This is a genomic window from Thalassolituus sp. UBA6592 (genome assembly GCF_002433655.1).
Lineage (GTDB): Bacteria > Pseudomonadota > Gammaproteobacteria > Pseudomonadales > Oceanobacteraceae > Venatoribacter.
Genome location: NZ_DJIO01000180.1, coordinates 23,312 through 39,079 on the forward strand (window position 1 = coordinate 23,312; position 15,768 = coordinate 39,079).

Consider the following 15,768-nt stretch of genomic DNA (forward strand, 5'->3'; position numbering starts at 1 on the left):
AACCACCTGACGGTGGTTTTTTTATGTCTGCATGATATTGCGCTTACTGTAGGCGGGACTTACAGGTTTACAGACTGAGTGGCTTCATTGGCAGCCATTTGCCCAGCGTTTCTTTCAGTACCGGCACCTTAACCGGCTTGGCCATATAATCGTCCATTCCAGCCTGCAGACAACGCTCGCGGATTTGATCCGTCGTATTCGCCGTACACGCAACAATCGGTGTTTTAATGCCGGATTCGCGCAGACGACGGGTGGTCTCAAAACCATCCAGACCGGGCATCTGGCAATCCATCAGAATCAGATCGAACTCTTCGTGCACCAGTCTGTGCAGACAATCTTCCCCGGACATCACGGCATCAATTTCAATGCCATCCCAGGCTTTGGCCAGCATGCGCTCCACGACTTTCAGATTAACCGGATTGTCTTCCACGATTAATGCCCGCAGCGTCGCATGATCCCCACGTTCATCACGGGTTTTATCCTTTACCGGCACCACAGGAATCATGGCTTCTACACAGGTGCCGGTATGACCGTCGCTGCGGATATCCAGCTCACCATCAAGCAGATTACAGATATGCTGGGTAATCGTCAGGCCCAGTCCAATGCCTTCATGGCGGCGGCTGAAAGACGAGTTAACCTGCGCAAAGGCTTCGAGCACACGCTGCTTCTGATCATCGGCAATACCGATCCCGGTATCGGTGACCATAATGGCCAGACAGTCTTTGCCGTCTTTTTGTTTCAGCGACAGGTCCAGCCAGACATTACCGTGATCGGTAAATTTAATCGCGTTATCCACCAGATGACGAACGATCTGACGAATCAGTGAGGGGTCGGACTGCAGCGCCGAAGCTGACAGGGCTTTGTCATAGCTGACACGGAACTGCAGGCCCTTTTCTTCTGCTTTGCTGATCAGCGACTCGAGCATTTCTTTCAGCACTTCAGCGACTTTATGTTCACTGAATACCACCGGCAGACGGTTCTTCTCGGTATCGACCACCACCAGTACATCTTCCAGCAACTGAGTCAGATGCGTCAGCGACTGATCCGCTGTCTGCTTAAAGTCGTCAAACTCCTCATCCGTATTGTTCAGGTCCATCAGCTGCAACATGCCGATCGCACCGTTCAGCGGTGTGCGGATTTCGTGACTCATCATCGCCAGGAAATCACTTTTCGCGCGGCTGGCCTGCTGCGTTTTTTCCTGCTCGGCCAGCAGTTTTTCGGTGTATTCCAGCTGATCTTTTTCCGCCTGCTGCAACGACTCCGCCAGCTGGTTAACATTCGTCTGCAGCTGGCCGATTTCCGCGCCGTCGTCCACCTGGGTGCGTTCTTCTGTATGCCCGTCCGCCAGACGATTAATAAAGCGGGTCAGGCGCTCCAGTGCCGGCAGAATCGTACGCGATACCAGAAGCCCGATCACCGCCGCCAGCAACACCACCAGCAAGCCGGCAAACAGCGACTGACGCACGATCTGATATTCCTGCTGACGGATGACCACATCGGACATTCCAAGGCGGATGATGCCGTATTTCTGCTCACTCATGGCGCCATCGCCATATTCAGAGAACTCATCCAGCTTCATCAGCTCGCGCATAATCGGCTGTTGCTTTATGACCATGTCGTCTGCGTTGAGCTCACTGTAATTTTTATCCTGCAGGGCGATCAGCGGCTTGCCATCGGGACTGAGGATTTCGACCGAAACAATGGCCGGTTGTGCCAGCGCAGCATTCAGCAACGGCCGCAGAAGTTCGTAGTTGCCACTGACCAGCGGGTATTCAGCAGAGGCACTGATGTGCTGCAGAATCAGCTGCGCCATGCGCTGATGTTCTTCGCGCAGATCTGACCAGCGGTTGATCATGTGGTAAGTGGTCAGCACCACCACGGCCAGCACAGCAGGCAAGGCCCCGACCAGCAACATACGCTGATTAATGGAAAGTCGTCTGAGCCCCCTCATCGCTTTTTCTCCTGACGAACCAGTTCATCAGTAAGCGCTTTGGCATCCGGCAGTAACAGGTTCAGCGAGTGGCCGACCTGCTCGTTGTAATAAACCCGGAAGTAGGGGTTGTAGCCGGCAGCTGGCCACAGTTTCTCTCTCAGACCTGTCATCAGCACTTCGCTGAGACGGTGGGCAACGTCATTAAGGTCGCTGTGCGTGGTCGCCAGGGCACCGGCTTTGATATAGGCGCTCGAGGGGCCGATCAACGGAATATTCTGCCGGTAGGCGGTAATAAGAATGTTCTTGATATTGGCCGAACTGTACAGCCCGGTATCATAAAGACCAATCAGCGCATGGGAATGCTTGAGCAGATCCAGCAGCGCATGGTTCATGCTTGGATACTGATCGACAAAATAAGGAGTCACTAACGGCTGGGAAAGCAATCCGGCCTGCTGCCATATTTGGCGGTCTTCGACCAGCACGCCCATTGGCCGGTCATCGCCCATGATGGCGCGGGCAAGACGCACCTGACGCTGCAGCGGTGGCTCAAGATAAACAGCACTGGCGAGACCGGTATGTGCCGCCGCCATCTGATGACTGACAAAAACAGCGACCGCCGGCAGATCCTCGCGGAACGACCACTGTTCAAGAGCCGCTGAACCTATCAGTACAACGGCCTCCACATCCTTGATATCAGCCATTTGCTCGGTGGTGTACAGCCTGACATCAAGTCCGGATTGCTGCTTCGTCAGCGCTGCCAGCTTCTGCACCGATGGTACCAGCGACTGGCTGACGAACGCCACGGTATCGGCGTTGACCACCGACAGCGGGCACAGCATGAGCAGGAAGAGGAGCGCCTGCCTGATAATCCGTTTTGCATCCATGCAAAGCTTTGCCATTAAAAATCCAGTCCCAGTTGGAAGAAGTATACATCGTCGTCAGAGTAGCGCTGGTTCTTGTAAGTAAGACTATCACTACTGATCATGTGCTGCCAAAAGCCCCCGACCCAGGGGGTGGTACCGCGCAGACTCCATTCCTTACGCAGATTCAGTTCAAAGCGGCGGTACAGATTATTGCCATCATTGAACGAATCAGACCAGAAGTGCGACCCGGTAATGCTCCACTGGTTCCCTCTGTGGTTCCAGCTGAGCACCATGCTGTTCTGGGCGCTGAGCCGGGTTTCTGCCTTTAACTGGCGGGCGATCTCATCTTCATCCAGCGATGAGGTATCACCGAGCTTCACATCGGTATCAAGGTAGGAGTAGGTCATCCATACCAGATCCTGTGGTGACGGGCGCCATTTCAGCTGCATCTCGGCACCGTTTATATCCATGCGCGTATCATCACGGACATCGGAGGTCGCCAGGTTAATAGCGCTGGAGATCAGGTTGTTCATGCGATCCTGATACACCTTAATGTCCGCTTCCATGCGGTATTCCGACAGTTTGACGTAGTAGCCCAGCTCACGGCTGCTGATACGCTCCGGCGACAGGCCGCGATGATCAACGTCCTGATGCATATAAAAGGTCAGGTTATCACGGCCGAAATAATTGGCCGTCGCGTTGTACAGATTCAGAGAATAATCCGGCTCCTGCTCCACCAGATCCGGTGAACGCACAGCCTCGGAATACACCAGACGGATGCTTTGCTGAGGAGACAAAAGAAAATTGACGGCCGCCCGTGGCGAATATTCAGCTTCGTTGGAATCTTCATCCTCGAACATAAAGCCGAGGTTCAGCAGCATAAAGTCCGTAGCGCGCCATTCCAGATTAGTGAACAGGCGCAGGGTATCATTAATGCGTTCACCGCCCAGATAGGTATCGGATTCGGCCTGATCACGGCGGTAGCTGATACCGGAAACTGTGCGCAGCGAATCCAGCCACTGCACCGTGTCCTGCCACTCAACGTCCATGCGTTTTTCCAGCAGGTCCTGATTCAGATCACCGCAGGCAATTTCTCCCGCGTTGGCCGGATCCGAACTGTAACGACCATAAATACCGTTCACCAGATCCAGCTGCTGCTGGTTTTCCAGAGTCCCGGCCAGTGCCGCCATATCGCCGCTGAGCAGAATTTCTGCAGCGCCCGGATTCTGTTCATAGAGGGTATAAAGGTCGGGATCAAACATCACCGTCATGGCGCAGGCGTAGTTGCGCTGGCGGCGGTCGCTGCGGCTGAAATAGGCCTGCAGATGAGACTGGTGATGCTCGGAAAAATCGTGCTGTAACTTCACCAGCAGATCAAATTCTGTGGTGTCCTGATCCGGTGGTGTGCGGAAGAACTCATTCTCCACACGGATATCCGAGTGCCCCTGCTTGAAAGACGCCTGCGCATTCAGCTGACTGCTGGCGTCCAGCTGACGGCTGTAATAACCGGTAACAAAGCCGTGGCGTTTACTGTCACGGAACTCGTCATCGCCGGGATCGGTTTCCTCTTTATCACCGTCAAAACCATCACTGGCCTGAAGGTTGAAAGTCAGGCGGTAGCTGCTCATGCCGTCATTCCAGGCATGGCTCAGAAATGCATCATCAACCCCCTGAGTACCGTTGCGGTAGCGCACACGGGTACCCAGCGTATCGCCCGGGTGTTTGGTAATAATATTGATCACGCCGAGAAAAGAGTTAGCGCCGTAGGTCGCAGCATTCGGACCACGGGTGACTTCAATTCGCAGAATATCTTCCAGCGCCACCGGGATATCGTCCCAGAACACGGCGGCAATGCCGGCACGGAACACCGAACGGCCGTCCACCAGCACCTGCAACCGGCGCATCAGGCTCGGGCTGGAGGCGTGGTACGTTACCGCTGCGTTATTCTGATCATCGCCGTGACCAACAAACATGCCGGGCACAAAGCGCATCAGTTCCGGCAGGGTACGTGCCCCCCAGGCCTGAATCTCATCGGCTTCAATCACAGTGACACTGGCCGGCACTTCAGCCCGGGGCTGGCGTAAGCGGGCCGCAGTGAGCACCACCGGGATGTCATCTTCCAGTGTAAACTCTGCCGGCAGCGCGCCATCAGCAAACTCGTCGTACGCCTCTTCAGCGTTTAACTGCGCCCCTGCCAACATAGACAAAAGGCTGATACAAATCAGGGTCGGTTTCATGGTCCATTCATCATGCTTGGGAACCAGACTATAAGTTCCGTGGCAAATGCAGGTGGCTTTATACTTATGGCAGACTGACATCGCAAGGCCCGGCCGCTATAATCCCCGCCATTCGCTTCATTAACTATAGTAAATTCAGGAAATTTCTCATGAGCTATGCCTCAATTCCGGCTGGCAAAGACCTGCCAAACGACTTCTACGTTGTCATCGAAATCCCGGCAAACCACGATCCGATCAAGTATGAAGTGGACAAAGACATGGATTGCCTGCTGGTTGACCGTTTTATGGCAACCCCAATGTTCTACCCGGCCAACTACGGCTACATTCCGAACACTCTGGCCGATGACGGCGACCCACTGGACGTTCTGGTGATCACTCCGTACCCGGTTCAGCCAGGTTCTGTCATCCGTGCCCGTGCCGTTGGTGTACTGAACATGGAAGACGAAGCCGGTGGCGATGCCAAACTGGTTGCTGTACCTCACGAAAAGCTGACTCAGCTGTACAACGATGTTAAAGACATCAACGACGTTCCACAGCTGCTGCGTGATCAGATTGCTCATTTCTTCGAGAACTACAAAGATCTGGAGAAAGGCAAGTGGGTGAAAGTACAGGGCTGGGGCGATGCCGAAGAAGCCAAAGGCATGATCGTTAAAGCTGCTGAAGCCGTTAAATAAGCGCCTTCTCAACTGTAGCAACAAAAAAGGAGCCCATGGCTCCTTTTTTGTTTTCCGGTGATCTGTCGATCTGTTCAGTCAGGCCACTTCTGCCTGCCAGAGTCTGACAGAACCCGCCTTAGTTGTCCTGCAGCTGTGCCAGCGTCTCTTCCGCCAGACGCAGCTTATCTTCCAGCTCAACCCGTTCAGTAACGTCTTTCTGAATACCGATGTAGTAGGTCAGCTGATCAGCTTCGTTGAACACCGGGGAAATGCTCAGCTCATTCCAGAACAGACTGCCATCCTTGCGATAGTTACGCAGCACGACGCGGGAAGAATGACCGTCGTGAATGGCTGCACGGATGGTCTTCAGCCCCTGCTGATCGCGGTCTCCGCCCTGCAGGAAGCGACAATCCTGATACAGGATTTCATCGGCACTGTAGCCGGTGAGACGCTCAAAGGCTTTGTTCACGTAAATCAGAATATTATCTTCACCTTCCTGCTCTGAAATCACGATACCATCGTTGGATGCATCGACCGCTTTTTTCAGCAACTCAAGGCTGATCGGGCCCTGCTGATCATTCAGGTCCATCAAATATCCCCATAAAATAGTGGTAATACCGGGCTGTGTTATGCCCCGCAAATTCTCACGTTCATGCCACAGGGTCAAGCCTGCGGGTGTTCAGCCAACGCAAATCTGCGGGCGGAGAATCATTCAATCTGTACAAGTTTTTACTTTGTGTATAAGTACTTATAGAATCCAGACAGCTTTGCACAATTAATCAGGGCTGTTAACAGCGATGAAAAGAGTCTACGGCGATGTCTGATACATCAGCGGACCACAATCTGGCCTATTACCCCATCCGAATCGTTTCCAGTGAAACCGGGGTCAATGCCATCACTCTGCGGGCCTGGGAACGACGCTATGGCCTGCTCACCCCCAAACGAACGGCAAAAGGCCACCGCCTTTACACCGAAGACGATATTCAGCTGATCCGTAAAGTCGTTACTTTACTGAACCGCGGCATCCCTATTTCTCAGGCCCAGGCCATGATAGACAACGGTGATGTCAGCGCCGAAACGCCGGTCAGCGTGCCTAATCGCCCGTCACAGTGGCAGCACTATCGCGAAGAGCTGAATAAATCGGTTCTCGAATTCGATGACAGCACTGCGGCCGCGCTGTTCACGGAAGTAACGCAGTTTTTTCCCATCGACGTGGCCCTGCGCTTCCTGTTTATTCCGCTGTACCGCCACCTGCAGGAAAACGTCACGCAGCACCTCGGTCCTGCGCGCCTGCGTTTTTATGCAGCCTTTCTGCAGTCGCGTCTGGCCTGGCGCTTAAGTGAGCAGCAGACAGCCGCTGACGCCAAATCTGTCATCATCGCCAACTGCAGCGATGAAGATGATATTGATCTGCTGTTACTGGCATTACTGCTGAAACAGCATGGCCTTGAACCAGTATGGTTCAGTGGCACCCTGACTCCGCTACAACTGACGGAGCTGGCGGCCATGCCACGCTGGCAGGCACTGATACTGAATATTGGCCACACCGTCAGTGAAATGTCGCTGAATCAGCTGCAACAGCTGACCCGCCAGAGCGGGCAGCCGGTGTTTACCTTGAGTCAGGGCACAGAAGCCTCTACCCTGCTCTCCCGCGGGTTGATTTCGGTGCAGGACGATCTGCATCAGGCAGCCCTGAATATCCGCGATATGTTGTCAGGAATTATTGAATGAGCGGCGAAGTCTATGAGCTGTTATTACGCCACCCACACCTGCTGAACGAAAAAACTCTGATCATCGGCGCAGAAGCCAGCCTGCCATCCGGCTGGCTTGGCCAGCTGCAGGAATCAGGCTGCACCCTCAACAGCTGGGATCTGCCGACCACTCAGGCCTGTGCCGCGCTGGGCGATAAATCTGTCTATGGGCTTCCACAGCCAGAACAGCTGCAGGGTTTCGACACTGTGATTCTGTTGTGGCCAAAAGCCAAACAGCTGGGCCTGACACTGGTCAGCCTGATTGCCGCCAGCCACAATGGTTGCTACGTCGCCGGTGCCAATGACAGCGGCGGCAAAAGCATCGGTAAGGCCTGCAAAGATCTGGCTGAGGACACAGAGAAAGTCGACTCCGCCCGCCACTGCAGCCTCTGGCATCTGCAACTGAAAGAACAGAACAGCTTTAACTGGCTGAAGTTTGCTGCCTCGTTCAGCCATAACGGCAACAGTTATATGACCCTGCCCGGTGTTTTCAATCATGGCTCCCTCGACAAAGGCACCGCCATTCTGTTGGAACACGTTCCGGCTCCGGCCCATGGCCGACTGCTGGATCTGGGCTGTGGTTCCGGGGTGATCGGACTGAGTATGAAAGCTGTCAGCCCGGCACTGGAGGTGACACTGGCCGACATCGATGCCATGGCCATCCGCAGTGCGCAGCTAAACAGCGCGCGGCTGAATCTGGCCGCCGACATTATCGCCAGTGACGGCCTGAATAATATCGACGGCCGCTTCGACTACATCTTCAGTAATCCGCCGTTTCATCAGGGTAAACAGACCGATTACGAGTTTGCCCGTCGTTTATTCAGTGAAAGCCGCCAGCATCTGACCGCCGATGGTCAGTTGTGGATTGTTGCCAACCGCCATCTGGCATACGAGGACTGGGCCGCTGAGTCATTCGCCCAGGTAGAGCTGATGGCTCAGGAGCAGGGATTTAAGCTCATATGTGCGCAGTTACCCAAATAGCGTCGGTTACCACCAGAGTCCGCCGCAATAAAACCGGGCTGGTTCTGGCCCTCTCAGCGCTGCTGCCTCTGCAGGCACTGGCGCTGCCTCAGGTCAACGGCAACACCGCCTATCCACAGGAAGTGTATTCCGCCCGCGACCTGCGCATGTACAACCCGCAGACCCTCTACGATCTGTTGCAACACCTGCCCGGTGTGACCATAGGCCAGCAGAACGGCAAAACCGAAATTCAGTTACATGGCCTCGACAGCAGCTATCTGACCATTCTGATTAATGGTCAGCCACTGCTCGGCGACCAAGCTAACAATATTCTCTCAACCCGGCAGATTCCGGCGGCCATGATCGATCACATCGAAGTCGACCGGAATCCCCGCGCGGATCTTATGCAAAGTGGCTCCGCCGGTACCATCAATGTGGTGCTGACCGATGCCTACGGTGGTGATGGCCTGCTGCTCAGCACAGGGGGACAGCCACTGAGCAGCCGGGTGGCGTTTGCCGCTCACCTGATCGATGACGAACACCCGCTGCGCCTGTTTGGGGAGCGCCGCCTGCACCGTTACGACCTGCATGGCGACACAGTGTCAGACAGCAACGGGCGCGACAGCTGGCAAAGCAATCAACGCGAGCAGAATGACAGCCTGCACCTGAGTTACAACGCGCTGATCAATGACCGCCATCCGCTCAATCTGTATCTGCTGGAACTGCGCCACGATCACCGTGAAGATGTCGATGGTGTGTACGCACTCAACCGTCCCACCAACCAGACATCACCGCAGTTCACCGATGTCAGCTCACTGCAGCGGGGCAAACGCCGTACAGAGCGGGCCGGAGGTAATCTGGTGATCAACTGGGATCATCTGTCCCTGCAGAGCAGTTTTGTCGCGGAGCAGTTTTCCCTCGACCGCACTCTGCAGCAGGAACAACCGAGCGACGCCTGGCAGCTGAGCGAACTCAACGACAGCCGTTATCAGCTGGGCACAACGCTCAGTGAGCTGCTGAACGAGCACCGCTGGTCAGCCGGTGTCAGCATCGAACAGCGCAAACGCACAGCCGCCGGCTCCGGCAGCGGTATTCTCACTACCAACAGTGACCGCAGCGGCCTGCCCTATAACTACGATGTAAAAGAGAACCGCGCCGGTGTGCACATGCTCGACCGCTGGCAGGTCACTGACAGTACCGAATTTGAAATTGGCTTCCGCATGGAGAGCCACGAAGTCAGCCTGGAAAGCTCCAGCGGAGCACAGTTATCCGGCATTGATACCAGTACCTACTGGCTGCCCTCATTTCATCTCCTGCAGCGCCTTAATCCTCAGAGCCGTGTGCGGGTGAGCATGAGTCAGAGTGTGCGCGAGCCGGAGATTTCCGATCAGGTGCCCTACGAATTCCGCCAGGGCGATCTGATCTGGCGCGGCAACGACAGCCTCGAAGCGGAACTGATCAGCAACGTCGATGTGAGCTATGAGTACAATTTCCTGCGCCAGGCATCAGCCCGTACCGACCGCAACAGCGGCATCTATCTGCGCGGTTTCCAGCGCATTATCAACCGCGCCATGTATCAGGGCATCAGCACCGAAACCTCGGCGGACAACACTCTGCTGACGGTACTGACACCGGTAAACAACGATGGCAACAGCACTCTGCGTGGTGTCGAGCTGGATCTGGAGTTCTATCCGGGCAGTCAGGATATCCGCATCGATTTTGGTGCCGGTGCCTATCATTCTGAAATGAAAACCGGCGGCCTTTTACGACGCCGCTATCAAATGCCGAATCAGCCCGACTACATGTTCCGTCTGGCGCTGACACACCAGCTTTCACCGGGCCTGCGCTACGGCGGACACTGGCGCTATCAGGGTGAAAGTAATCGCTTTATGCCCGATGCATCGGGCTATCTGGTGCAGACCAGCAGCCCTCATCAGAACCTCGATCTGTTTGTTGAATACCGCTGGAGTGGATACTGGTACAGCCTGGCGAATGTGCACCTGACACCGGGCGAAGACGACTGGCTGGAGCAGTCCGGTATCCGCCAATATCAGGATACCCGCCCACAATGGCAGCTGACCCTGATGCGTGCATTCTGAAACACAGATGCGTGCATTCTGAAGACACGGACGGAGAAAAAGACCTCTGCTACAGCTATGACAGGCTGAAAGTTGACGAGTGCCGCAGTATTTTTCTGCAGCTCACCTACCCTCTAAGCTGAATCATCCGGTCTTTACGGGAGAAACCCATGACTGCCTATATCGTATTATCCTGCCTGCTGCTCAGTGCCGCAGCCTGCCTCTGCATTTATTCATTCGTGCAGGGTAACGCCCTGCGTCCGCAGCGCCAGCCGATCAGGATTGATCAGCACCCTGAGCAGCCTCAGCGCCGGCGCTGAGACTGCGGCGCGGTGTTCGTAACAGCACCAACAGCAGTAACAGCAGGGCTGGCAGCGTCGTCAACAGCATGCCCTTCCAGCCCAGCAGCAGTACCAGACTGCCGGATGCCAGCGCGCCGAAGGCCTGACAGGCAAACACCAGCATATCGTTGATGCCCTCGACCCGACCGGCTTCCTCCGCCCGGTAACAGCGCCGCAGCAATGCCGTGCCGGCAACAAACAACAGATTCCAGCCCAGCCCCAACAGTACCAGCCCAAGCCAATAGTGTAGGAAGCTCTGATCCCACCAGGCCACAGACAGACAGGCCAGCATCACCAGCACACCGCTGAAAATCATGCGCCGGAAACCCAGCCACTGAATCAGCTGACCCGACAGCAGGGATGGCAGATACATGGCCATAATATGACTCTGGATCACCCACTTCGCATCGCTGAGCGGATAGCCCATGCCCTGCGTCATGCTCAGCGGTGTCGCGGTCATAACGTAGGCCATCACCCCATAACCACAGGCCGCAGACAGAATCGCCAGTGGTAATGCCGGTTGTTGCAGTAACTCAGACCAGCTGCGCCCGGCCTCCGCAACCTGCGCACTGACCACCACAGTTCGCGGCATAATCCAGCTGAGAATCATGGCCGCCAGCAGATAACAGACGATGAGCGCGCCAAAGGCTGCCCCCTCACCCAGCGGTGGATACCAGTCATTCAACCGGGTCAGCTCCGGGCCAAGAAACGCTGACACCAGTCCGGCCAGCAACAGTCGGGCAGCAATCAGCGGCGCCTTGCCGGCATCAGCGGCATCCATGGCAACGAAGCGGAACTGTTGCACAACCGCATTCACTCCGCCGATGCCAAGAGCAGCCAGAGTGAAGCCGGTGAACCAGTGCTGGGCAACAGACAGTGCCGCACAAAGACTGAACAGAGCGCCACTGAACATGGCCAGAATAAATAAACGGCGACGACCGAAGCGCTGCGCCAACCGGGCAGCAGGCAGTGCTGCAAAGGCAGTACCACAGATCATGGCAGCAACAGGCAGGGTGGCAAAACGGGGATCGGGGTGCAGCTGGTGACCAATCAGGCCACCAACCAGAATCAGGAGCGGCGCGGCACTCAGTGCCAGCGCCTGGGCGACCATCAGGCCGCGGACAATCAACGGCATTCAGGCCTCAGGGCATGTTGCGCGAGTAGAAAATCTCCAGCATTTCTTTGCGCAGCTTCTCTTCAACCGCCTGACGCTCCTCCGGCACCATAGACTGAACCCCCTCTCCGAACAGGTAGTTATCCAGTTCGAAATCCTTGAGCAGCATTTTGGTGTGGAAGGTATTTTCCTGATACACGTTCACGTCAATCATCTGATAGGCGTTCTGTGTATCTTCGGTCAGGTAATTCTGAATCGAATTAATGTCGTGATCAATGTAATGCTTAACACCGTCAACGTCACGGGTAAAACCACGTACACGGTAGTCTACGGTCACGATGTCAGAATCGAAGCTGTGAATCAGATAGTTCAGTGCTTTCAGTGGTGAGATCAGACCACAGGTCGACACATCAATATCCGCGCGGAAGGTCGAAATCCCACCCTGCGGGTGACTTTCCGGGTAGGTGTGCACGGTCACATGGCTCTTGTCCAGATGAGCAACCACAGCGTCATGAAGAGGACCTGGCTTTTCTTCCATCAGGTCTTCGCTGGGCAGAACTTCATGTTCAGCAATCAACATGGTCACACTGGCACCTTCCGGATCGTAATCCTGACGCGCAATGTTAAGAATGTTAGCTCCGATGATATCCACCACATCGGTCAGAATTTTCGTCAAACGATCAGCGTTATACAGCTCATCGATATAACGGATATATTCCTGACGCTCTTTTTCACTGTTGGTATAACAGATGTCATAGATATTGAAACTTAATGACTTGGTCAAATTATTGAAGCCATGAAGCCGCAACTTATTGTTCAATCGCTCATCCTCATTAGTGACCGCTGATGGCGGTCAATCAAATTCACTCACGGCATAACTGTGAGTAATTTCAACACCACCCTGTTCCAGCATAATGGACGCAGAGCAGTACTTTTCAGCTGACAATTTAACAGCCCGTTCTACCGCGGAGTCTTTCAGGTTGCGACCGGTAACACGAAAGTGCACGTGAATTTTGGTAAAAACACTCGGAACCGCGTCTGCGCGTTCGGCTTCTACGTCCGCAACGCAATCAATTACATCCAGGCGCTGTTTACGCAGAATGCTCATCACATCAAAGCTGGTACAACCGCCCAGTCCGAGCAGCAGCATTTCCATTGGACGCACGCCCATATTGCGTCCACCGTGATCTTCAGGCCCGTCCATTACCACAGAGTGACCGCTGCCCGATTCACCAAGAAACATCGCGCCGTCAACCCATTTAACTGTTGCCTTCATCATCATCCCCGCATAAAAATGGAAAGGAGGCGGAGGTTATCACAGGGAAGCCGACAGGATAAATCGTCCGTACCGAAAAAGATGGCGGAAATCGCCTAATGTTCTCTGCGCTGCGGTGGTTCACCTCAGCCTGTTAATGAGTGATAATCTAGGCTAACACAGGATTGGACGCCCGATATGAGTCTCCCCAAAATGCCGTCAAAGCATCAGCACCTTGACGACTTTTTATCTCACTGCCACAAACGCCGCTATCCGGCACGCTCTACCCTCATCTATGCCGGGGAAGAGAGCGATACCCTTTATTACCTGATAAAAGGGTCGGTAAGCGTCATTATCGAAGATGACGATGGCCGTGAAATGGTTATGGCGTACCTCAACGAAGGTGATTTCTTCGGTGAAATGGGCCTATTCGATGAAGAACAACAGGAACGCACCGCCTGGGTTAAAGCCAAAACAGAATGTGAAGTTGCCGAGATCAGCTACACCAAGTTCCGTGAACTGGTGGAGCAGGATGCCAAGCTCATGTTCTATATCTTCCGTCAGATGGCCAATCGCCTGAGCCGCACCACGCGCAAAGCGGGCGATCTGGCATTCCTCGATGTTACCGGTCGTGTCGCCCGTACTCTGCTGGACCTCAGCAAAGAGCCGGATGCCATGACACATCCGGATGGCATGCAGATCAAAATTACCCGCCAGGAAATTGGCCGTATCGTCGGTTGTTCACGGGAAATGGTTGGTCGCGTGCTGAAAGACCTGGAAGAAAAAGGCCTGGTGTCCGTGAAAGGTAAAACCATGGTCGTTTTCGGCGCCCGCCGCCCGGCACCTCCCCGCCGCACAGAATAATCTGAGGATATAACGCTGGAGTGATCTAAACTGATAGTGCTCCGCGTACACTGCCGGGGCGCTGTCGAGATTATAAAGATACGGAGCCGCCCGACATGGCCGATGATATGCTGTTCGCCGACGACGATGTGTTTTCTGATTCCCCCGCAGTCCCCGCCAGTCATAACGTCTGGCGCGTTCTGATCGCCGATGATGAGCCGGATGTTCATCGCATCACCCGCATGGTTCTCTCCGGCTTCCAGTTTGATGGTCGCCGCCTGGAACTGCTCAGTGCCTACAGTGGTGAAGAAACCCGCCAGATCATGGCCGCCAATCACGATATCGCAATGATCCTGCTGGACGTGGTGATGGAAGATGATCACGCCGGACTGGAAGTATCCCGTTACATTCGTGAAGAACTGAACAATCGCTATACCCGTATTGTGCTGCGCACCGGTCAGCCTGGTCAGGCACCGGAGCATGAAGTCATCCGTACTTACGATATCAATGACTACAAAGACAAAACGGAACTGACCACCACCAAACTGAACACACTAATGTACGCCACGCTGCGCAGCTACCGCGACATCTGTACCCTGAACGAACACCGCCGCGGGCTGGAACGGGTGATTATGGCCTCCGCCAAAGTCTTCAGTACCGGTGCTATTGGCCAGTTTGCTTCTGCTGTTTTGTCTCAGGTAACGAATCTGCTCGGACTGGAAGAAAGCGCGCTGTATTGCTCCAGCACTAACCGTACTGATGCCCTGCTTGGTGGCAACCGTTTCCGCGTACTGGCAGCCACCGGTGAAATGCAGCAGCTCAGTGATGAAGAAAATTTCGACAATATTCCGGAGCATGTCCGTGAAGGTTTTGAACTGGCCATGCAGGAACGCAAAAGCCAGTATCTGGCTAACCACTACATTGGCTATTTTGCTTCCGAGCGTGGCAGTGAAAGCCTGCTGTTCGTGACCTATCAGAAAGAACCTTCCGATCTCGACAAACAGCTGCTGGAAATTTACGCCACCAACGTCGCTATCACCTATGAAAACCTGCTGATGCGCGAAGAGATCATCGAGACTCAGCGCGAGCTGGTGTACATGCTTGGCGAAGCCGTAGAACAACGCTCCCGGGAAACCGGCGCCCACGTAAAACGTGTGGCTCAGATCTCCCGCCTGCTGGCGATCAAATGCGGCCTGTCAGAACGCGAAGCCGAACTGATCAAACTGGCCGCGCCTCTGCACGATGTCGGTAAGATCGCCATTCCGGATCATATTCTGAATAAACCGGGCAAACACGACGCCAGCGAATGGAGCGTGATGCAGGAGCATGCCCAGATTGGTTCCGATATTCTCAGTAAATCAGACCGGCGGATTCTGCAGCTGGCGTCCATTATTGCCGCCCAGCATCACGAACGCTGGGATGGCAGCGGTTATCCCCGTGGCCTGAAAGGTGAACAGATTCATATTGCCGGGCGCATCACTGCGCTGGCAGATGTGTTTGATGCGCTGGGCAGTAAGCGCTGCTACAAAGAACCCTGGCCGGACGATGAGATTATCAATCTGATCGAAAAAGAGTCCGGCAAACAGTTTGATCCTCAGCTGGTTACTCTGATGATGGATAATATGGACGAAATTCTGCAGATCCGCGTTAACCATCCGGACTGACATGCCAGATGACAGGCACAAAAAAGCAGGCTTAAAGCCTGCTTTTTTGTGCTCGTCTGCTGAACCTCTGATG

13 protein-coding genes are annotated in these 15,768 nt (G+C 54.6%); 6 read left to right on the plus strand and 7 right to left on the minus strand.

Features of this window, described 5'->3' with window-relative positions; all coding sequences use genetic code 11:
* Positions 1-67 precede the first annotated feature (67 nt).
* The 3 genes from B2Z72_RS18070 to B2Z72_RS18080 are packed head-to-tail and all read right to left on the minus strand — an operon-like array spanning position 68 to position 5,033.
* Positions 68-1,951, minus strand: a complete 1,884-nt coding sequence (locus B2Z72_RS18070; protein ID WP_296984467.1) for a response regulator — start codon at positions 1,949-1,951, stop codon at positions 68-70.
* The gene (locus B2Z72_RS18075) at positions 1,948-2,832 is read right to left on the minus strand and encodes a hypothetical protein (RefSeq protein WP_296984469.1); all 885 of its coding nucleotides are present in this window, start codon (positions 2,830-2,832) and stop codon (positions 1,948-1,950) included. Before B2Z72_RS18075 ends, B2Z72_RS18070 begins: the two co-directional genes overlap by 4 nt.
* The gene (locus tag B2Z72_RS18080; protein ID WP_296984471.1) at positions 2,832-5,033 is read right to left on the minus strand and encodes a TonB-dependent receptor plug domain-containing protein; all 2,202 of its coding nucleotides are present in this window, start codon (positions 5,031-5,033) and stop codon (positions 2,832-2,834) included. The genes B2Z72_RS18075 and B2Z72_RS18080 overlap by 1 nt, the downstream gene beginning before the upstream one ends.
* A 149-nt stretch (positions 5,034-5,182) precedes the next feature.
* On the opposite strand from B2Z72_RS18080, the gene ppa reads away from it, so the two are divergent.
* Entirely contained in the window at positions 5,183-5,707 is a 525-nt protein-coding gene (ppa, locus tag B2Z72_RS18085) for an inorganic diphosphatase (RefSeq protein WP_296984473.1), read from the plus strand.
* A gap of 118 nt (positions 5,708-5,825) precedes the next feature.
* Here ppa and B2Z72_RS18090 read toward each other — a convergent pair whose 3' ends face one another.
* On the minus strand, positions 5,826-6,278 hold the full coding sequence (locus B2Z72_RS18090; protein WP_296984475.1) for a PAS domain-containing protein: 453 nt from the start codon (positions 6,276-6,278) through the stop codon (positions 5,826-5,828).
* Between the two features lie 227 nt (positions 6,279-6,505).
* On the opposite strand from B2Z72_RS18090, the gene B2Z72_RS18095 reads away from it, so the two are divergent.
* Genes B2Z72_RS18095 through B2Z72_RS18105 form a run of 3 tightly spaced genes read left to right on the plus strand, consistent with a single transcriptional unit; the run spans position 6,506 to position 10,499 of the window.
* Positions 6,506-7,420: a MerR family transcriptional regulator gene (locus B2Z72_RS18095; protein ID WP_296984477.1), complete on the plus strand. Its 915-nt coding sequence runs from the start codon at positions 6,506-6,508 to the stop codon at positions 7,418-7,420.
* On the plus strand, positions 7,417-8,421 hold the full coding sequence (locus tag B2Z72_RS18100) for a class I SAM-dependent methyltransferase (RefSeq protein WP_296984479.1): 1,005 nt from the start codon (positions 7,417-7,419) through the stop codon (positions 8,419-8,421). The genes B2Z72_RS18095 and B2Z72_RS18100 overlap by 4 nt, the downstream gene beginning before the upstream one ends.
* Complete coding sequence (locus B2Z72_RS18105) at positions 8,400-10,499, plus strand: TonB-dependent receptor plug domain-containing protein (protein ID WP_296984482.1); 2,100 nt, start codon at positions 8,400-8,402, stop codon at positions 10,497-10,499. The genes B2Z72_RS18100 and B2Z72_RS18105 overlap by 22 nt, the downstream gene beginning before the upstream one ends.
* A gap of 255 nt (positions 10,500-10,754) precedes the next feature.
* Here the strand turns inward: B2Z72_RS18105 and B2Z72_RS18110 are convergent, their stop codons facing one another.
* From B2Z72_RS18110 to B2Z72_RS18120, 3 genes are read right to left on the minus strand one after another with little or no spacing between them, the layout of a single operon-like run.
* Entirely contained in the window at positions 10,755-11,954 is a 1,200-nt protein-coding gene (locus B2Z72_RS18110) for an MFS transporter (RefSeq protein ID WP_296984485.1), read from the minus strand.
* 7 nt (positions 11,955-11,961) lie between these two features.
* Entirely contained in the window at positions 11,962-12,753 is a 792-nt protein-coding gene (speD, locus tag B2Z72_RS18115; protein ID WP_296984487.1) for an adenosylmethionine decarboxylase, read from the minus strand.
* A gap of 33 nt (positions 12,754-12,786) precedes the next feature.
* The gene (locus B2Z72_RS18120) at positions 12,787-13,209 is read right to left on the minus strand and encodes an OsmC family protein (protein ID WP_296984489.1); all 423 of its coding nucleotides are present in this window, start codon (positions 13,207-13,209) and stop codon (positions 12,787-12,789) included.
* Positions 13,210-13,386: 177 nt separating this feature from the next.
* Between B2Z72_RS18120 and crp the strand changes: the two genes are divergently transcribed.
* Both crp and B2Z72_RS18130 read left to right on the plus strand, forming a co-directional pair.
* A complete protein-coding gene (crp, locus tag B2Z72_RS18125; protein ID WP_349676751.1) occupies positions 13,387-14,052 on the plus strand; it encodes a cAMP-activated global transcriptional regulator CRP in 666 nt (221 codons plus the stop codon).
* 95 nt (positions 14,053-14,147) lie between these two features.
* On the plus strand, positions 14,148-15,695 hold the full coding sequence (locus B2Z72_RS18130) for a DUF3369 domain-containing protein (RefSeq protein ID WP_296984491.1): 1,548 nt from the start codon (positions 14,148-14,150) through the stop codon (positions 15,693-15,695).
* Positions 15,696-15,768: the final 73 nt, after the last annotated feature.